The organism is Nitrospira sp. (assembly GCA_015709715.1).
In the GTDB taxonomy this organism is placed as follows: Bacteria; Nitrospirota; Nitrospiria; order Nitrospirales; family Nitrospiraceae; genus Nitrospira_A.
On record CP054184.1, the window covers coordinates 1,394,877 to 1,413,810 of the forward strand.

Annotated in this window: 20 protein-coding genes and 1 tRNA gene; 4 read left to right on the forward strand and 17 right to left on the reverse strand. The window is 59.2% G+C overall.

The window, feature by feature from the left end; all coding sequences use genetic code 11:
- Positions 1-3: 3 nt before the first annotated feature.
- From HRU82_06660 to rho, 17 genes are all read right to left on the reverse strand, one after another.
- Positions 4-80 (reverse strand) — tRNA-Ile (locus HRU82_06660).
- Positions 81-150: 70 nt separating this feature from the next.
- Positions 151-1,956, reverse strand: a complete 1,806-nt coding sequence (gene rpoD / locus HRU82_06665) for an RNA polymerase sigma factor RpoD (protein ID QOJ34645.1) — start codon at positions 1,954-1,956, stop codon at positions 151-153.
- A gap of 2 nt (positions 1,957-1,958) precedes the next feature.
- Positions 1,959-3,803, reverse strand: a complete 1,845-nt coding sequence (locus HRU82_06670; GenBank protein QOJ34646.1) for a DNA primase — start codon at positions 3,801-3,803, stop codon at positions 1,959-1,961.
- Between the two features lie 136 nt (positions 3,804-3,939).
- Complete coding sequence (locus HRU82_06675) at positions 3,940-4,284, reverse strand: histidine triad nucleotide-binding protein (protein ID QOJ34647.1); 345 nt, start codon at positions 4,282-4,284, stop codon at positions 3,940-3,942.
- Positions 4,277-4,939 (reverse strand): bifunctional phosphoribosyl-AMP cyclohydrolase/phosphoribosyl-ATP diphosphatase HisIE, encoded by a 663-nt coding sequence (locus HRU82_06680; protein ID QOJ37136.1) that lies wholly within the window; start codon positions 4,937-4,939, stop codon positions 4,277-4,279. Before HRU82_06680 ends, HRU82_06675 begins: the two co-directional genes overlap by 8 nt.
- A gap of 17 nt (positions 4,940-4,956) precedes the next feature.
- Entirely contained in the window at positions 4,957-5,745 is a 789-nt protein-coding gene (gene hisF, locus HRU82_06685; GenBank protein QOJ34648.1) for an imidazole glycerol phosphate synthase subunit HisF, read from the reverse strand.
- A 27-nt stretch (positions 5,746-5,772) separates the two neighbouring features.
- Complete coding sequence (gene hisA, locus HRU82_06690) at positions 5,773-6,498, reverse strand: 1-(5-phosphoribosyl)-5-[(5-phosphoribosylamino)methylideneamino]imidazole-4-carboxamide isomerase (GenBank protein QOJ34649.1); 726 nt, start codon at positions 6,496-6,498, stop codon at positions 5,773-5,775.
- A gap of 33 nt (positions 6,499-6,531) precedes the next feature.
- Positions 6,532-7,257 (reverse strand): hypothetical protein, encoded by a 726-nt coding sequence (locus HRU82_06695; GenBank protein QOJ34650.1) that lies wholly within the window; start codon positions 7,255-7,257, stop codon positions 6,532-6,534.
- On the reverse strand, positions 7,254-7,862 hold the full coding sequence (gene hisH / locus HRU82_06700) for an imidazole glycerol phosphate synthase subunit HisH (GenBank protein QOJ34651.1): 609 nt from the start codon (positions 7,860-7,862) through the stop codon (positions 7,254-7,256). Before hisH ends, HRU82_06695 begins: the two co-directional genes overlap by 4 nt.
- An 82-nt stretch (positions 7,863-7,944) precedes the next feature.
- A complete protein-coding gene (gene hisB, locus HRU82_06705; protein ID QOJ34652.1) occupies positions 7,945-8,553 on the reverse strand; it encodes an imidazoleglycerol-phosphate dehydratase HisB in 609 nt (202 codons plus the stop codon).
- A complete protein-coding gene (hisD, locus tag HRU82_06710) occupies positions 8,550-9,833 on the reverse strand; it encodes a histidinol dehydrogenase (GenBank protein QOJ34653.1) in 1,284 nt (427 codons plus the stop codon). Before hisD ends, hisB begins: the two co-directional genes overlap by 4 nt.
- Before the next feature lie 59 nt (positions 9,834-9,892).
- Positions 9,893-10,657: an ATP phosphoribosyltransferase gene (locus tag HRU82_06715; protein ID QOJ34654.1), complete on the reverse strand. Its 765-nt coding sequence runs from the start codon at positions 10,655-10,657 to the stop codon at positions 9,893-9,895.
- Positions 10,593-11,849 carry a UDP-N-acetylglucosamine 1-carboxyvinyltransferase gene (gene murA, locus HRU82_06720; protein ID QOJ34655.1) on the reverse strand — a complete coding sequence of 419 codons (1,257 nt, stop codon included), beginning with the start codon at positions 11,847-11,849 and terminating at the stop codon, positions 10,593-10,595. The genes HRU82_06715 and murA overlap by 65 nt, the downstream gene beginning before the upstream one ends.
- 10 nt (positions 11,850-11,859) lie before the next feature.
- A complete protein-coding gene (gene prmC, locus HRU82_06725) occupies positions 11,860-12,792 on the reverse strand; it encodes a peptide chain release factor N(5)-glutamine methyltransferase (GenBank protein ID QOJ34656.1) in 933 nt (310 codons plus the stop codon).
- Positions 12,789-13,856: a peptide chain release factor 1 gene (prfA, locus tag HRU82_06730; GenBank protein ID QOJ37137.1), complete on the reverse strand. Its 1,068-nt coding sequence runs from the start codon at positions 13,854-13,856 to the stop codon at positions 12,789-12,791. The genes prmC and prfA overlap by 4 nt, the downstream gene beginning before the upstream one ends.
- 104 nt (positions 13,857-13,960) lie before the next feature.
- Positions 13,961-14,167: a 50S ribosomal protein L31 gene (gene rpmE, locus HRU82_06735; GenBank protein ID QOJ34657.1), complete on the reverse strand. Its 207-nt coding sequence runs from the start codon at positions 14,165-14,167 to the stop codon at positions 13,961-13,963.
- Between the two features lie 97 nt (positions 14,168-14,264).
- A complete protein-coding gene (gene rho, locus HRU82_06740; GenBank protein ID QOJ37138.1) occupies positions 14,265-15,512 on the reverse strand; it encodes a transcription termination factor Rho in 1,248 nt (415 codons plus the stop codon).
- A gap of 440 nt (positions 15,513-15,952) precedes the next feature.
- Here rho and HRU82_06745 point away from each other — a divergent pair, with 440 nt between their 5' ends.
- The 4 genes from HRU82_06745 to HRU82_06760 all read left to right on the forward strand — a co-directional run bounded on the left by HRU82_06745 (position 15,953) and on the right by HRU82_06760 (position 18,879).
- Complete coding sequence (locus HRU82_06745) at positions 15,953-16,366, forward strand: DUF2203 domain-containing protein (protein ID QOJ34658.1); 414 nt, start codon at positions 15,953-15,955, stop codon at positions 16,364-16,366.
- Positions 16,367-16,392: 26 nt separating this feature from the next.
- On the forward strand, positions 16,393-16,677 hold the full coding sequence (locus HRU82_06750; GenBank protein QOJ34659.1) for a hypothetical protein: 285 nt from the start codon (positions 16,393-16,395) through the stop codon (positions 16,675-16,677).
- A 314-nt stretch (positions 16,678-16,991) separates the two neighbouring features.
- On the forward strand, positions 16,992-17,627 hold the full coding sequence (locus tag HRU82_06755) for a carbon monoxide dehydrogenase (protein ID QOJ34660.1): 636 nt from the start codon (positions 16,992-16,994) through the stop codon (positions 17,625-17,627).
- 40 nt (positions 17,628-17,667) lie between these two features.
- Entirely contained in the window at positions 17,668-18,879 is a 1,212-nt protein-coding gene (locus tag HRU82_06760; GenBank protein QOJ34661.1) for a ferredoxin oxidoreductase, read from the forward strand.
- The last annotated feature ends 55 nt before the right edge of the window (positions 18,880-18,934 follow it).

Below are 18,934 nucleotides of genomic sequence, written 5' to 3' on the forward strand. Positions count from 1 at the left end.
GGTTGGTGGGCCCACTAGGACTTGAACCTAGGACCAGCTGATTATGAGTCAGCCGCTCTAACCACCTGAGCTATGGGCCCGGTCCCATGACCTGAGCAAATTCTAGGCCCTCGGCCGCGGCAGAGTCAAACCGCGGTAAAACGAAATCTGTTACAAACTCTCCACGAAGCTGCGCAGCTTCTTGCTTCGACTCGGATGTCGGAGCTTGCGCAACGCCTTGGCTTCGATCTGCCGGATCCGCTCGCGGGTCACTTCGAAATCCTGGCCGACCTCTTCCAACGTGTGGTCCGTCGCCTCTCCGATGCCGAAGCGTTTGCGCAGCACCTTCTCTTCGCGAGGGGTCAGGGTTTCGAGCGCCCCGTTGATTTGACGCTGCAAGTCGTACCGGATGGCTGCCTCCAGCGGCGACACCGCCTTCTTGTCTTCGATGAAGTCGCCCAGGTGGCTGTCTTCCTCCTCGCCGATGGGCGTCTCGAGCGAAATCGGCTCACGCGCAATCTTCAGGATCTTTCGAACCTTGTCCAGCGGCAAATCCATCCGCTCGGCAATCTCCTCCGGCGTCGGTTCGCGCCCGAGCTTCTGCACCAGATGGCGCGAGGTCCGGATGAGCTTATTGATCGTCTCGATCATATGCACGGGAATTCGGATGGTACGCGCCTGGTCGGCGATGGCCCGGGTAATGGCCTGCCTGATCCACCAGGTCGCGTAGGTGCTGAACTTGTAGCCGCGCTTATATTCGAATTTGTCCACCGCCTTCATCAGGCCGATGTTGCCCTCTTGGATCAGGTCCAGGAATTGGAGCCCGCGGTTCGTGTATTTTTTCGCAATGCTCACCACCAATCGCAGATTCGCCTCGACCAGCTCGGCCTTGCCGCGCTTGACCTTCTCTTCCGCCACATCGAGATGCTTGACCGCATCCTTGATTTCGTCCGCGGAGATCAGCGCCTCTTCGGTCTCCAGTTGGCGGATCCGCCCCTTGGCAGACTGATAATGCTTCTTGATGTCCTGCAAGACCTCTTCCGACAGGCCGGTTCTCCGCTTGACGGCCAGAAAGTCCTTGTGCGTACGGCACAACCGTCGCAACAATTCGGCCCCCGCCTCGCCCCCGACGCCCAAACGACGCTGACAACTCGTCACTTCCCGCTCGGCGGTCCGAAACTGCAGATTGAGATCGCGAACCCGCTGCGTCATCCGATCTTTCAGGACCCCATGGAGATTTACCGACTCCATCTTGTCGACGACCTGTCCGCGCACCGTATCGATCTGCTTGCGCAGTTTCTTCTGCTTCTCAGGATCCCCCCCGACCTGGCGAGCCTTGTCGTAGAGGTCCTTGAGCGTAGCCGAAACCTTGCGGACGGCATTCAAGGAGTCCAGGGTCTTGAGTCGCAGTTCTTCGTAATCTTTCTCGACGGCTTCTTCTTCGAAGTCTTCTTCGGTCTCCACTACCGGCACGATTTCCCGCACATCGATCTTGCCGTTCTTCAGCTGGTCTCGGAGGTTCAGGACAAACTCCAGCGTCATCGGTAGCCCATACACGACGGTGGCGATGTCCTTTTTACCCTCTTCGATGCGCTTGGCGATTTCGATCTCCCCCTCGCGGCTGAGGAGCGCCACACTACCCATCTCCTTCAAGTAGAGCCTGACCGGATCATCGGTCCGGCTGAGCGCGCCGGGGGTGAGGTCGATCTCTTTTTCGTTCTCCTCGAGCGCTTCGCCCTCTTCGCTTTCTTCAATGACGTCTTCTCCGTCGGCGGCCTTCGGTGCACGCTCCGTGTCCGCAGACTCCACGATCTCAATGTCCATTTCTCCGAACATCGTCATGATCGTGCTGAATTGGTCCGACGACACAACATCCGCCGGCAACGTACTGTTGAGATCGTCGTACGTGAGAAAGCCCTTCTCTTTGCCAAGATTGATGAGCTTCTTCACCTCGCCGAGCAACTCTTGTTTCGGCATACTCACTCCTTCACCGCAGACATCAGCACAGCCGGCGGGGCGCCGGCTTTCTGCATCCGCATCTCGTTGATCTGTTGATTCAGGCGTCGCACATCGTCCTCACGCCGTTCGCGTTCAGCCGCCTTCAATTCTTGAATCAAGACGCCGAGAGCCCGTTCGCGCCCCCGGCGTTCCAAAGTATCCAAGCAGCCGGCAATGTGGGCCGGCACGTCGTCATAGTGTTGTTCGAGCATCGAGAGTTCCGTCGCCAGAGGCGCGCAATCCGCATCTTCGAGCACGTCGTCGAGGAACGCTCGCACCGACAGTCGACCATCACGCTCGAGATGGCGAAACGCACATTCCACGAGTCGACGATAGGCCGGAACGGAAAAGGCATCCGGGGACAACTTGCGGAGGTCCGCAGGGGTGAGGCACCCCTGAATCAGCAGATGTACCAAATCCCGCTCCTCGGGCTGTCCTTTGGGTTTCGAGGGGAGCGCCGGCGCGGGCCCAGAGCCCCGCACTGCCCCTCCGCGCGGTTCCAAGGCGGCCAGCGTCGGGTAGCGATCGATCAGGCGTTGCTGGTTCAACCCCAATCGCTCGGCGACCAGTCGAATGCGTTCCTCTCGTTCGATGGGATGCGCGCTCTTGTGAAGGATGCGCAACACCGCATCCACGGCCCGGATCCGATCTTCGACCGTGCCGGACTCAGCCGACCGGAGACTGTGCTCGACGGCAAAGTCCAAGAGACTGGGCGCCGTCCGATGTAACGCGGCAAAGCCCTCGGCGCCGAATCGCCGGACATACGTATCGGGATCGTCCCCTTCGGGCAATGAGACCACTTTCACAGCCATACCGCTATTGACGAAAAGGTCCAACGTCCGCAACGCGGCCCGCACCCCCGCTTGATCCGGGTCGAACAGCAGCACCACATTCGAGGCAAATCGCCGAATCACGGCGATGTGGTCCGCCGTCAACGCAGTGCCCAAGGTCGCCGCCACATGGCGGATTCCGGCCTGGTGCAGCGCGATGGCATCAAAATAGCCTTCGACTACCACGAGGGCCTGCTCGCGCGCCGCTGCTTCACGCGCGGCATCCAACGCAAACAGCGTATGGCCTTTTTTAAACAGCGGCGTCTCGGGAGAATTCAAATACTTGGGCATTCCCTCTCCCAGGATTCGCCCCCCGAATGCCACCACCCGCTTCCGCAGATCGACGATCGGAAACATCACCCGAGAGCGAAACCGATCGTATTGCCCGGAGACCGATCGCTTTGGATCCCTCCCTTGATCCCGGGGCACCGCCAACCCCGCAGCAATAAGGTCGCCCGGTGAAAATCCTTCCTTGAGCATGGACTTCGTGAGCCCATCCCAATCGGCCGGGGCGTACCCAAGGTGAAACTGCTCGACCGTCTCGGGCCGGATACCTCGTTTATCCAGATAGGCTCTGGCTTGAGCACCTCCCGGACCGTCCGCCAGCATGCGCCGGTACCAGTCCGCAGCTGCACTGTTCAAACGTTCTAACCGCCCCAGTTGGGAGCGCTCTTGGGGAGAGGGACCGCCGCTGGACTCCGGCACCTCCACCCCTGCCTTCCGGCCGAGATCCCGTACGACTTCCGGAAATCCTGCCCCGGTCAATTTCATCAGAAACGTAAACACGTTGCCCCCAGCGCCGCACCCGAAGCAATGGAAGATCTGTCTCGAAGAACTGACCGTAAAGGAGGGTGATTTTTCTTGGTGAAATGGACACAACCCTTTGAGGTTTTGACCGGTCCTGGTGAGTGCCACATGCTGCCTTACGATCTCGGCGATGTCGATACGCTCTTTGATCCGACTGATGACATCGTCCGAAATGAGGCCTCGGCCCACGGTGGTCCTCCCGACGACCCACAGGAACCCACCCCGCGGGTGGCGCAGGTGGCATACATACGCGCAAAATGAAAATTGACCGTTTAGCCTACCAAACGGCTCTCAGAAGTGTCAATCAATGCAGTCCGGCTTCGGTTCAACCAGGAGGCCAGGCCATATTGCGCCCGCCCAGCACGTGCAGGTGCAAGTGAAAGACCGTTTGGCCGGCATTGGCTCCGGTATTCGTAACGATGCGATACCCGGATTCGGCAAGCCCCTTCATGCGCGCGACCTTGACACAGGCTAACAACAGTTGACCCAGCAGGGTCTGATCCGAATCCTGGCAGTCCTGAACGGCCGCCACATGACGTTTGGGGATCACCAGTGTGTGGACCGGAGCTTGGGGATTGATATCTTCAAAGGCCAGCGCCACTTCGTCTTGGAACAAAATTTTCGCCGGGATGCTCCCTTCGACGATGCAGCAGAAAATGCAACTATTCACCCCCTCCTCCTTCCGGTGAAGGTCGTAACCCGGTTTTGCCGAAACGCGCTCCCAATTCACGGTAGACGTCGCTCAGCGTCACATCGTGATATCCGAGGACCAGCAGAGTGTGAAACAGGAGGTCGGCCGTCTCGTAAATGATTTCCTCCCGCTTCTGATTCTTGGCGGCAATGATGACCTCACCCGCCTCCTCCGCGACCTTTTTCAGAATCCGGTCCGGGCCGCCCGCCAATAATTTCGACACATACGATCCTGGCTGAGGCGACGATTTGCGCGCCAGGATGGTTTGATAGATGCGCTCAAGAATCCCTCCCGCCGCGTCCTGCGTCTTTTCGCCTCCGGCCTTCCCCGCGTCGGTCATGCGTACGAAGAAACAGGCGCGTTCTCCGGTATGACAGGTGGGACCGACCGGCTCCGCCTTGATCAGCACGGTATCACGATCACAATCCACGAACAGATCCTTCACCCGCAGAAAATGCCCGGAGGTTTCTCCCTTTTCCCACAATTTTCCCCGGGAGCGACTCCAAAAGTGGACGGACTTGGTGGCCAGCGTCTTCGCGATGGCTTCGTGATTCATGTACCCAAGCATCAAGACGGTGCCATCGAGCCAGTCCTGAACCACCGCCGGCACCAACCCCTGGGCATCCAACTTCATGTCGTGCTCGTCGTTCGTCATGCCTGTTGCTCCGCCGGCACCGGCGCCAACCGCACCGGCACGCCGCGTTTATGCAGATAGGCTTTTGCTTGCTGAATCGTGTAGGTTCGGTAATGGAAAATCGACGCTGCCAGCACGGCGTCGGCCTTACCCTGCACCAGCCCTTCGTACAAATGCTCCAATGTCCCCACCCCGCCGGAAGCGATCACCGGAATGGACAGTCGCTCCGATGCCGCCGCCGTCAAGGCCAGGTCATACCCATTTTGGCGACCGTCCTGGTCCATGCTGGTCAGCAGAATTTCTCCGGCGCCGTACGTCTCCATTCGCTGTGCCCACTCCACCGCATCCAAACCGGTGGCCTTGCGTCCTCCATGAGTGAACACCTCCCAATGGTCGCCCCGTTCGGATCGTTTTGCATCGATGGCCACCACGATGCACTGGGTGCCGAACCGGCGCGCCGCTTCCTGAACGAATTCCGGCTGTTGCACTGCGGTCGTATTGATGCTGACCTTATCGGCCCCGGCATTGAGTAGGGCTCGAATGTCGTCCGGTGTCCGCACCCCGCCCCCCACGGTCAGCGGCATGAAGACCTTCGCGGCGGTTTGCTCCACCACTTCCAGGATCGTCTTGCGATTCTCGTGGGAAGCGGTGATGTCCAAAAAGCACAATTCGTCGGCCCCTTCGCGATCATAGATCGTCGCTACCTCGACAGGATCGCCGGCATCCCGCAGGTTGACGAAACTCACCCCCTTGACGACCCGGCCGTCTTTCACATCCAAACAAGGAATGATGCGCTTTGTCAGCATTGGTGGCGGGACTCTTTCCTTCCGGCCTCAACTCCGGCGCAACGACGCCAGCGCCTCGCGGTAGTCCAGTTTGCCGTCATAGAGGGCCTTGCCGACGATGGCGCCTTCCACCCGAGGCCCGAGCGCCCGTACGGCTTGCAGATCCTCTACCCGCGTAATCCCGCCGGAGGCGATCACCGGAAATGCCGAAAGTTCGACCACCTGTCGGAGAGCAGGCAGGTTGGGTCCGCTCAACATGCCGTCCCGAGCGATGTCGGTGTAGATGACGGCGCCCAACTCGTGGTCGGCCAGCTCTTTGAGCAAATCGACCGCCTGGGTTTGAGAGACGCTGGTCCATCCCTTGACGGCGACCAAGCCATCACGCGCATCAAGGCCCAGCACAATCCGCCGGGGAAACTCGCGGCAGGCTTGCGCCAGGAACGCGGGGTCCGTCAGCGCAGCCGTCCCGAGCACCACCCGCGCCACTCCAGCCTGCAGGTACCGACGCACGGTGTCGAGGGTCCGAATGCCGCCGCCGACTTGCACCTTCACGTTCACCGTTTGCAATACCGCTTCGATTTGAGGCAAATTTTTCGGCCGGCCGTCCACCGCGCCGTTCAAATCCACCACGTGTATTAAATCGGCACCCTGGTGCTGCCACCGTTGTGCAACTGACGGCACGTCGTCCGAGTAGACGGTCTCGGCGGCCATATCGCCCTGTCTGAGCCGCACACATCGACCATCTTTTAAATCAATCGCTGGAATTACCCGCATGAACCCACCCCTATTGCCATGAACCCCCGCATGTCAGTCGACCCGGCCAAAGGGAAACGCCTCCGCCAATTCACTGGCTCCATATGCCGCCAGTTCGTCTGCGGTCACGAACATGCCGTACCGCTGAACGAATCCTCGAAAATCCTCAGTCATCGGACGCTGCTTTTCGTAATAGTTCCCTTCCCACAATACCAGCCCATCGGGAGCCACCAGTTTGACCTCGAATCCGACGGCAGCCGGGGGATCGGCACCCAGTCGGCTGCCGACCCGCTCCTGATACAGGAGAACTTTTCCGATCAAGGCTGCGTCCGCCGTCAAACGTTGCGCGATCTTCTGGGGAGACGGCGGTTCCCCTCCCCCTTCTTTGGCCAACTCGCGAGCCGCACCCACGGCCTCAGAGGGAGACAGGAATTGAAGCTCGGATCGGCTCTTGAGTTTGCGCCACATAAGTTCCGTGACCTTCTCTCCGGCCGACGGTGGCACCAAGTGAGTCGGGCGCTCGACGGCCTGATCGGTCGGCAGCGGCACCGCCACAGACATATGAGTTCGCCGCCCACCGGCAGGAATGGGAAAGGAGGGCCCCACGGATTCCACCACCTGCGGAGTCGCCAGGGTTTCGAAGGGCACCATCGCGATGGTGCGGACCTGATACCGGTTCAGCTGTGACGAGGTTTTGGTCGTCACCTTCGCCCCGCTGCACCCCGACAAGACCAGACAGGCCAACGAAAGAAACCCGACACGAGCCCACCACGCGCTCACGTCCAGGCTCCGAAATTTTTCACGAGCTGAAGACCGACCGCCTGACTCTTTTCCGGGTGAAACTGGCAGGCCACGACATTATCCTTCCACACGGCGGAGGCGAAGGGCCGCCCATAGTCAGTCAGCGCCGCCACCACAGCGGAATCGGTCGGCTCAACATAGTAGGAGTGGACGAAATAACAATGGCTTCCGGACGCCACCCCCTCGAAGATCGGCGCAGGCCGCAGGAAGCGGACTTCGTTCCAGCCCATATGCGGCACTTTCAACGCCGGATCCAGGGCAAACCGCTTCACGCGGCCGGGGATGATATCCAACCCCTTATGAATGCCGAATTCCTCACTTTCCGTGAACAACAGCTGTAACCCCAGGCAGATGCCCAAGAAGGGTTTGCCGGACCGGACGGCGGCCTGGATCGGTCCGATCAAGTCGTACCGGTCGAGATTCGCCATGCAATCGCCGAATGCCCCGACCCCCGGCAACACCACGTGATCGGCATCGGCAATTACTCGCGCCTCGCGCGTCACAACCGCCTGATGGCCGACGGCCTCGAACGCCTTCTGGACGCTGCGCAAGTTTCCCATTCCGTAGTCGATGATTGCGATCATGATTGCGTTGGAAGCCGGCCTGGAGAATCTCGGAGCCGTCGTCGAGGTTGAAGACCGTTTCCCTTACGAGCAAGGGCTGTGGTCAGAGACTTCCCTTCGTCGAGAGCACCGCGCCGGATAGCCGTTCCTCAACCATAGTGGCCTGATCCAGAGCCTTGGCCAGCGCCTTGAAGATGGCCTCCATGATGTGGTGGGGATTGCGTCCGTATTGGAGATTGACGTGGAGATTCAGGCCGCCGTGCGTCACGAAGGCTTGAAAAAAATCTTCGAACAGGCCGAGATCGAAGGACTTGATCTTTCGATCGGGCAAGCTGACGTTATACACGAGATAGGGCCGCCCGCTGAGGTCGACCGTCACGTGCGCCAAGGTCTCATCCAATGGGACGGATGCGAACCCAAACCGCTTGATCCCGGCTTTTTCTCCCAACGCCTGATGCAGCGCCTGCCCCATGACGATCCCGACGTCCTCAACCGTATGGTGTTCATCGATATCCACGTCGCCTGTGGCCTTCACCGAGAGATCGAAAAAGCCGTGTTTCGCCAACAGATCCAGCATGTGATCGAAAAACCGGATCGAGGTATCAACCTTCCCCTGCCCGCTGCCGTCCAGCGCCCATTCGACCCGGACATCCGTCTCCTTGGTGGCCCTATGGAGAGTTGCTCTGCGCGCTGCTGTCCCTGATGATTTCATACGAACCTGCTCTGCGCCGACTTGGCATGCGCATCGAACCCTTCGATATGTGCCAGCCGGACAATATGATCTTTGGCTTTGGTCAGCTCTTCCTTCGTATAATGCACGATGTTGCTTACCTTGACATAGTCCCCGACGGAGAGCGGCGAGAAAAATCGTGCGGTGGCGCCGGTCGGCAACACATGGTTCGGGCCGGCGACATAGTCGGCCACGGCTGGCGGCGTATATCGACCGAGGAACAGGGCCCCCGCATGGCGCACGCGCTCCAGATAGTCGAAAGGCCGGTCGACGGACAGCGTCAAATGCTCGGGAGCGATGGCATTGGCAACGTCGATCGCCTCGTCCATGGTCGGCACGACGAACGCCACGAAATGTCGCGCGATCGATTTCGCAGCGATTTTTTCGCGTTGCAACCCCTTTAATTGGGTGTGAAGCAGCCGCACCACCTCGCGAGCCAGCTCGGCGGACGTGGTCACGAGATAGACCTGCGCCTCTTCGTCATGTTCCGCCTCGCAGAGCAAATCCGCCGCCACGTGGGCCGGTTTGGCACCCCCATCAGCCACCACCAGCAGCTCGCTGGGCCCTGCGACCATATCGATGCCAACCGTGCCGTAAAGGAGGCGTTTCGCGCTGGCAACGTACATGTTGCCGGGACCGACGATCTTATCCACCTTCGCGATGGTCTTCGTGCCGAACGCCATCGCCCCAATCGCTTGCACGCCCCCGACCCGATAGATTTCGTCGACACCGGCGATATCCGCAGCGACCAGTAGGTAGGGATTGATGGCTCCCTTCGGCGTGGGCGTACACATGACGATGCGCCGCACCCCCGCAACCTTCGCGGGAATGGCGCACATCAGGACCGACGAGGGATAGACCGCCTTGCCGCCCGGAACGTACACGCCCACGGCGTCCAGCGGAGTGACCAGCTGCCCCAGCGTGGCGGTGCGCTCCTGGTACATCCAGGTCTTGGTTCGTTGCCGTTCATGAAATTGCCGCACACGCTCGGCGGCATAGCGGAGGGCGTCACCTTCGTCCTTGCGGATGTGGTAATAGGCCTCCTTGACCTCCTCAGCCGGCACACGCAGCTGATCGAGCGTGAGCGTGAGACGATCAAACTTCTTGGTATACCGCAGCACCGCTCGGTCGCCGCCGCGCTCGACGGCTTGGAGAATCGTCCGGACGTTCTTCTCGACCGTGCCGTGCTGGGATCGCGACCGGGTCACGATCTTCTGCAGCGCTTTGGCAAAACCTCGATCTGTGCTGGCGATAATAGCCATGGCTTCATACCGCTTCCCGAACCACTGCCTCGATGGCGAGCCGTACGGCCCTCGGGGGATCAGCTCCTCGTTCCCGATTCGGACTTTTCCGCGTTCGCCACCGCTTCCCGCAACTGCGCAATCAACGCCGTCAACGGCTCATGTTTCAACTTCATGCTGGCCCGATTCACGATCAGGCGGGCGGTAGACTGCGTAATCACCTCGATCTCCGCCAGATCATGCGCCCGCAGGGTACTGCCTGTTTCGACGAGGTCGACGATGCGATCGGCTAGCCCGACGATCGGCGCCAGTTCAATCGACCCATACAACTTCACGATCTCAACCGGTACGCCGCGCTGGTTGAAGTATCGTTCGGTCACTCGGGGATACTTCGTGGCGACTCGAATCTTGGAGGACCATCGATCCGGCGACGCCTGCCCCTGCAAAGCGGCGACGGAGATTCTACACGCTCCGACCTTCAAATCCAACGGCTCATAGACGTCGCTGTCCTGCTCCAGGAGCACGTCTTTTCCGACGACGCCGACATCGGCGGCCCCGTGTTCGACGTAGGTCGGCACATCGGTCGGGCGGACGATCAGGAACGTCGCCGGCCGAGTCGAGCAGGCAAATACCAGCTTGCGACTGTCACTCGACAGCCCATCACAGCCATACCCGGCCCGCTTCATGAGCTGGAGCACCGGCCCCAGCAATTTCCCCTTGGACAACGCGATCGTCAGCCCTTGCGCCGGCTCCTGCCGCACTGCCTTCCGTTTCACCGCGTCACTTCCCCTTTCTCCGTTCCACGCTGGCCCCAAGGGCACACAACTTCTCTTCGAGCCGCTCATAGCCCCGATCGAGATGGTAGACGCGCGAGACCTCGGTGGTCCCTCGGGCCGCCAACCCAGCGACGATGAGCCCCGCGCTGGCCCGAAGGTCAGAGGCCATCACCGGAGCACCCGTTAACCACTCCTTTCCCGTGATCACCGCTCGGTTTCCCTCGACGCGAATGTCGGCTCCCATTCGGCGCAGTTCCTCCACATGCATAAAGCGACTTTCGAAAATGGTTTCCGTGACCACGCTGGTTCCCTCGGCCACCGCCATGAGCGCCACAAACTGCGCCTGCATGTCTGTGGGAAAACCCGGGTGCGGGCAGGTCCGAACATTGGTCCCCTTGAGACGGCCGGTCACCTTGAGACGCACTAGATCCTGCTCTTCGGTCAACTCGACACCGCTCTCTCGCAGCTTGATCAGGAGCGGTTCCATGTGATCTGGACGACAGCGTTCCACCACGATCTCACCGCCGGTGATCGCGCCGGCCACAAGATAGGTCCCCGCTTCGATCCGATCGGGAATCACCGCATGCTCGGCGCCGTGCAACTCAGACACGCCTTCGATCGTAATCATGTCGGTGCCTGCTCCGGCGATACGCGCCCCGCGCTTGATCAGAAACGTGGCCAAGTCGGCGATCTCGGGTTCTTTGGCGGCATTCTCCAACACCGTCGTGCCGTCGGCCAACACTGCTGCCATCATCAAATTTTCCGTCCCGGTCACGCTGGGAGTGTCGAAGTAGATTCGGCTGCCTCGTAATCGCCGCGCGGTGGCCTTGATGTACCCATGCTCGATTTCGACCGTCGCCCCCATTTTCTCCAGACCGGCCAAGTGGAAATTCACCGGTCGAGACCCAATGGCGCATCCGCCGGGCAGGGAAACCTTGGCCTCTCCCAGACGGGCAACCAGCGGTCCCAACACCAGGACCGATGCGCGCATGGTCCGAACCAGATCGTAAGGTGCTTCCGTGGAGGCCGGGGCTTGAGCCGACACGACAGTCTGGCCGTCTTCATGGGTCACGGTAACACCCAGCATTCCCAACAGTTTCCCCATCGTCAGCACATCGACGACCTGCGGCATGTTCGACAGGACGCACTCGCCCCCGCCCAAGATCGTCGAAGCCAGTATCGGGAGGGCCGCGTTCTTCGCCCCACTGGTGCGCACCGTTCCTCGCAGAGGCGTGCCGCCTTGAATGATGATTTGGTCCATCGACGTTAACTCAGAGTCCCCGCACGCGAGACGGGCCATCGTCTCTCAGTGCAAAACACACGACTCGCTCAATCCCCGCGTCATCCCGCAAACAGTCGTACAGCCGGAAGGATCCCAGCTCTTCGGCTTCTCGACTGATTGCGGGAGCCTGCCCCAGGCCGATCTCCATCAACAGCAGCCCTCCGGGTTTCAGGCAAGCCGGAGCCTCCCGCAGCAATCGACGGTGGACCTCCATCCCATCAGGCCCCCCAGCCAACGCCAGACGCGGTTCGAATTGACGGACTTCCGGCTGAAGCGTTGCCCAGTCGGTTTCGGCGATGTATGGAGGGTTCGAGAGGATCACATCGACCTGCAGCTCAGGCCCTCGTTCTTGTAGTGGCCCGAGCAGATCCCCGCAGAGGCATTCGATGTGCGCCTCGACCCCATGGTGCGCCATGTTATGTCGCGCCACCGCCAACGCCTCGGGCGACAGGTCGATCGCCAGGACTCGGGCTCCAGGCAATGCCGCAGCAACCGACACCGCCAGACACCCGGAACCGGTCCCTACATCCACGATAGTCGCCGTAGGGTTGTCGCAGCATCGTCGAACGGCTTCCTCCACCAGCAGCGCACTTTCCGGACGAGGGATCAGGACGGATGGGCCGACAAAAAATTCTCGCCCACAGAACTCCTGCGTCCCCAAGAGGTATTGCAACGGCTCGCGTTCCGCGCGCCTCGTGACCAGCCTCCCTACTGCCTCCCAGTCCGACGGCGTCACGTCACGTTCCGGCTCAAGTCTGGCCACGAGCGGAGAGAGACGGAGCACCTCCCGAAGCAGCCACCCGGCTTCCAACGAAGGCTGTTCGATTCCTGCGCCTTTCAAACGATGTTCGCTTTCGGTGAGCAACCGTCCAACGGTGCGAAGATCCGACATCGCGTCGTCCTGCTGCACAGCGGCGTTCATGACTCCATGGTCGCCAAGTGTTCGTAGTGTGCGCGCAACGCTTGGACGATTTCCTCGAGGTCGCCCGCCAAGACTTGGTCGAGCTTGTGCACCGTCAAGCCGATGCGATGGTCGGTGACGCGGTTTTGCGGGAAATTGTAGGTGCGGATCTTCTCGCTGCGGTCCCCGGTTCCGACCTGGGCTTTGCGATTTTGCGCGATCTCGGCCTCTTGTTTCTCTCGTTCGGCTTCCACGATCCGTGCCCGCAAGGTCCGCATGGCTTTCGTCCGGTTTTTGAGCTGCGACCGTTCATCCTGGCAGCTGACGACCACGCCGGTCGGGATGTGTGTGATGCGCACTGCGGAGTAGGTCGTATTCACGCTCTGCCCACCGGCTCCGGAGGAACAGAAAGTATCGATGCGTAGATCCTTGGGGTCGATGTGCACGTCAACCTCGTCCACCTCCGGCATCACCGCCACGGTGACGGTGGAGGTGTGGATCCTGCCGCTGGCCTCCGTGGCGGGCACACGTTGCACTCGATGGACGCCGCTCTCATAGCGCAGGCGCCCATAGGCGCCCTTCCCCTCCAGCAGCGCAATCACCTCCCGATACCCACCGATACCGGTTTCAGAAGCATCCACCACCTCGAGGCGCAACCGATGCCGTTCCGCATACTTGAGGTACATACGAAACAGATCTCCGGCGAAGAGCGCCGCTTCATCGCCGCCCGTTCCAGCCCGGATCTCCAGAAAGACGTTCTTCTCATCCCTCGGATCTTTCGGAGTCAGAAATTCCTTGGCACGCGCCTCGAGATCCTGCACTTGCTGCTTGAGCTGCTCGCTTTCCTCGGCGAACAATTGCTTCATGTCTGCTCCCGCCGTAACATCTTGGAGCATGGCCGAGACTTCATCGAGCTGCTTCTTAGCCTCGCAGTAGGCCGTGAATTGCAGGGCGGGTTCCTCGAGTTCCGTCCGTTCCTTGTTCAACTTGTGCAACATTGTCGGTTGATTGAGGATGGACGGATCCATCAGCTGATCGGTCAATTCCCGATACCGGGCAGCCATCCCTTCCCACTTTTTTACCAGCAGCTCTTCCATCCCTACCCGCTCCGCGACATCACCGCGAGTCAAAAAACAAAAGACCCTGCCCCAAAACGAAGCAGGGTCTCCATGTTGCTCTGGCCTGAAGCCTACTTGTCTTTCTTGGCGTACTTCTTCTTGAACCGCTCAACCCGTCCTTCGGTATCGACAATCTTTTGAGTGCCGGTGAAGAAAGGATGACAGGCTGCACAGATGTCAACTTTGATATCTCCGATCGTCGATCTCGTCTTGAACGAATTGCCACAGGCACAATGCACGGTCGCTTCACGATACACCGGATGAATTCCCTTTTGCATACGCACTCCTTCGCGCCCTTGAGTCAGTGATTCGCGCCTTCGCCCAGTCAGGGTGCCCGACTTTACACCGGACCGCCCCGGGCTGGCAAGCCGAGGGTTACCGATTCATGGATTGCAGAAACTCCTGATTGGTCTTGGTGCCGCTGATCTTGTCCATGAGGAATTCCATAGCCTCCATGGTCCCCAAGGGGCTCAACACCTTGCGCAGGATCCACATTTTGTTCAAGCGATCGCGATCGACCAGCAACTCCTCCTTGCGGGTGCCGGATTGGCTGATGTCGATGGCCGGGAAGATTCGCTTGTCGGCCAAACGACGGTCCAGATGAACTTCCATGTTACCGGTTCCCTTGAATTCCTCGAAGATGACGTCGTCCATTCGGCTTCCCGTATCGATCAAGGCCGTGGCCATGATGGTCAGGCTTCCGCCGTTTTCGATATTACGCGCCGCACCGAAAAACCGTTTTGGCCGTTGCAACGCGTTGGAGTCCAACCCGCCCGACAGGACCTTTCCGCTCGGGGGTGCGATGGTATTGTAGGCCCGAGCCAAGCGGGTGATGCTGTCGAGCAGGATCACGACGTCTTTCTTATGTTCCACGAGGCGCTTGGCCTTCTCCAAAACCATTTCCGCGACTTGCGCATGTCGCTGGGCCGGCTCGTCGAAGGTGGAGCTGATGACCTCGGCCTTGACCTGGCGCTGCCAATCCGTCACTTCTTCAGGACGCTCGTCGATAAGCAGCACGATCAGGGTGACTTCCTTGTGATTCTTCAGGATCGCGCGGGCGATGGCTTGCAAGAGCATGGTTTTACCGGTACGTGGAGCCGCCACGATCAGGCCCCGCTGGCCCTTACCGATCGGCGTCGTGAGATCCATGACCCGGGTGCAATATTCCTCTCGGTCGAACTCGAGGTTCAGCCGCTCCTCGGGATAGAGAGGGGTCAGGTTGTCGAACAGGATCTTGTCTCTGGCGACCTCGGGATCTTCGTAGTTGACCTTCTCGACCTTCAGTAAGGCGAAATACCGCTCACTCTCCTTCGGCGGCCGGATCTGCCCCGAGACGATGTCGCCCGTCCGTAAATTGAACCGACGGATCTGAGAGGGTGAAATGTAAATATCGTCGGGGCCAGGCAGATAGTTGGAGTCCGGTGCGCGGAGGAACCCAAAGCCGTCCGGCAGCGTTTCCAGCACTCCCTCGCCGAAGACCACACCATTTTTCTCGGTCTGCGCCTGGAGGATGGCAAAGATGAGCTCCTGCTTCCGCAGGTTCGCCGCTCCTTCAATTTTAAGATCTCGCGCGACCTCGTTCAGATCAGCGATGGTCTTCTGCTTGAGCTCCGCCAGATGCATAACTTCCCCTTTAACCTGTGCCATACCTCTCCTATCGGGCTTTCAACCCGATAGCTCCCCGTGAGAAAGCTGATTTAGTGCTCATGAACGAATCCACAGAAGTGATATCTAGTACTCAACCTGCTGGATATTGATGGCAGGATAATTCGATGTAGGCGTTGTCGATTTAGTTTACGCGGAAATAACGATGAGCCACTGTTGCACGACCGATGCTGAAACTACCCGGATTTTTTATTGAGATGGGTCTCGGAAGCTGGCACTAAAGAAGATGAAACGTTTCCAGAATTGCGAAGTTGTTGTGATCATAGCGTCTGCCCCTGAATAATGTCAACAGATTTAGCCGACGGAACCGACCTTCTCTTCATTCGCATGATCGATGGGGGCCGGAGGTTGCAGGCCAGGGATCGATATGCTACACATCGGCCCGCAGTTTTTGAACGATGGCAAAACCCGACCACGACGCACCGGATCGAATTTTCACCTTGGCGGAAGCCAATGAACTGCTTCCTCAGCTCGTCGACCGCTTCGCCGTCATTCGCCGCGCCAAAACAGTCATCACATCCACCAAGGATGAGATTGGGAAAGCCAGTGCTCGAGCGGCTTTCGGCGGAGGCAGTCTCGCCGGACCTTCTTATATCAGGGCCCTCCATGAAATCAGCGGAAGCCTGCAGACCATCCACGAATTGGGCGTGGTGATCAAGGATGTCGACTTGGGCCTCTGCGATTTTCCGGCCATGCTGGGAGGGCGCATGGTCTACCTCTGCTGGAAACTGGGCGAAGACCACATCGAATGGTGGCATGAAGTTTCCTCAGGCTTCAAGGATCGCCGCCCACTGGATGACACCACTCCTTAATCATCTCCATTTTCAGACACACGCCGATGAAATTTGTGATACTGGGTTTTGACGGGCCGGATGGCCAAGCAAAGCGCAAGATCCATCGCCCAGCCCACCTGGCCGGCTTGGAATCCCTCCGTCAAGCCGGAAAACTCCACTTGGCCGGCCCCTTCATCGACCAGATCGGCAGCCTGGTGATCATCGAAGCGGATTCTTTTGGTGAGGCCAAACAGATAGCAGATGCCGATCCCTATACCATTCATGGCGTTTTCGAGCGGGTGGAAATTCATCCCTTCCAACAAGTCCTACCGCCCACCGGATCTTCGTAACTGAACGGATCCCGTCGCCCTTCAGCCCAACGCTTTTTACTTGCCGCACACAGACGGATCCCGCTCGCAACTCGGATTGACAACACGAAAGATTGCCACCTATAATGCGCACTTACGAGATTTTGATTGGGTCGGACCACTCTAGTTCAAAAGGCCTAACCGCCTTTTCCTCTGCTGGCCCTAAATTTCCTCACGGTGGGCCTTCTGCCAAGTTGCAGGGGGGTATTGAAAAAGCATAGAGTAGCCGAGCCTTGCGTTAACAAAGGACATATTTTTTTGAACGCCATAACCCCCAAACAAGAGAGTATGTTGGAATGACTCAGTATCGCGTGTTACCAGGTCCGGAGCATTTCCTCCCGCCGGCTGCGGCTTCCATGGGAGTCTACCTACCCAACCCCGGCGAGGCCCATATCAACGGCGTCATCGTTCCTGAGGAAAAAGCCTACGAAGAGGCGGCTCGCCAATTTCTCATGGCCAAAGTCCCCACCATCTTCCCTGGTCCGCTGGTACTCTGGGCCTGGAATGAAAAGGCAGCCAAGAAAGCCGCGGCGATCAGGAAGCTCTACGAAACGCTGAAAGAATGCGTGCAGCCGGGGCAAAAACCGATGCTGATTCCCATGCCCGACTATCGCCCCAAGTACCCCAAGATCAATCCCGAGATCGAAATCAATCCCAACCATCCCAACCTGACCATCTGGCACAACAAGATCGATTGCTGCATGTTCATCGGAGTGCACTGTCACCAAGCGAACTTGTCGCTCAAGATCATCCGCGGTGGAACCTCCTGTTACACGATCGCTATGTGTGCCCAGGCGGGGCATGAGGACGCGATGCTCTCGTTCAGAGATACCTCCGTAGAGAAAATCATGACGCTGGCCGATTGGGTGCGAAAGCTCAAAGGCACGGTGCAACCACGGCTGACAGCAGCCAAGACCGGCGCTTCGAACTGACCTTCGAAGCCCAGATAACGCTAGAAAGGAGGCCGAGGCCATGGCGGAAACAAAATCCTACATCGGGACCCAAAATAAAAAAGGCCAGACGTATACAGACCCCTGGGTGATGATGAACGATGCGCCGCGTAAGCCGTCGTTCTATACGGGCAGCGAGGTCATCAAGGAAGCCATCCGTCGGGCAAGTTGCGACGTGATGATTGCCTATCCCATCACGCCGCAGAGCGAAGCCGCCGCCTTGATCGGCGAATTGTTTGCCGAAGGCTACATCGGAGACTATTTCAGGGGTGAAAGCGAATTCGCCGTCATGTCCCAATGCGCGGGTGCGGCATTCGGTGGAGCGCGCGTGTTTACAACGACCGCCGGTCCCGGCACTATGCGCGCCATGGAAAACTTTCCCATGTGGGCAGGCGCTCGGCTTCCCATTCAAATGATCGTCACCTGCCGCGGCATCAATTCCCCGTTGTCGATTCAACCCGATACACTGGAGATTGCTTATCTCCTGAACACCGGCATGCTGGTCTGGCATGCGGAAACGGCCCAAGACTTCTTCGATTGGATCCTGAAGGGCTACATGGTCTCCGAAGAGCCTGATGTTCACCTCCCGCTGGCGCTCTGTTGCGACGGCTTCTTCGTGACCCACACAAAGGACGTGGTGAACCTCACCCCGACCGAAATGTGCTTACCGCCCTACGATCCCTATCGTTCACCGGTACCCTGTATGGATATGGAATGCCCGCCCGTCCGTATGATGCGGGATCCGTTCGTCATGAAAAGCAACTATATCAGCTATGCCACCCACGCCAGCTGGCAGCAGGAGGTGTGGGCCGCCGTGGAGCGTTCGCGCAAGCACACGATCCATTGGCTGAATGGGCTAATCGACGTTGAAAATGCCGACGCCGAGATCATGATTGTGGCGTCCGGCACCGCTGTGTCGCAGGGACGCGAAGCCATTCGCCTTCTGGAGGATGAGGGCGTCCGTTGCGGCTTGGTGAAGGTCAAGACCCTGCGGCCATGGCCGGGCGAGGAAATCCGCGAAGCCACCAAGAACGCGAAGCACATCTTCGTACCGGAGTTCAACGTCACCGGATGGTTGGCCAAGGAGATCAAAGCCACAATTCCCAACAGCGATCGTATTCACGCCGGACCGCATGTCTGCGGCGGCATGACGATGCCACCGGAAATTATCGTGTCCGAGATCAAGACCGCCTTGGGCATGCGTTCGGAATCGCTGGCCGGACGAGGCAGCTGAGACCAGCAGTGAACCGACGTCACCCATTTATCTGACAGACGAGCCGCGAGGAGGC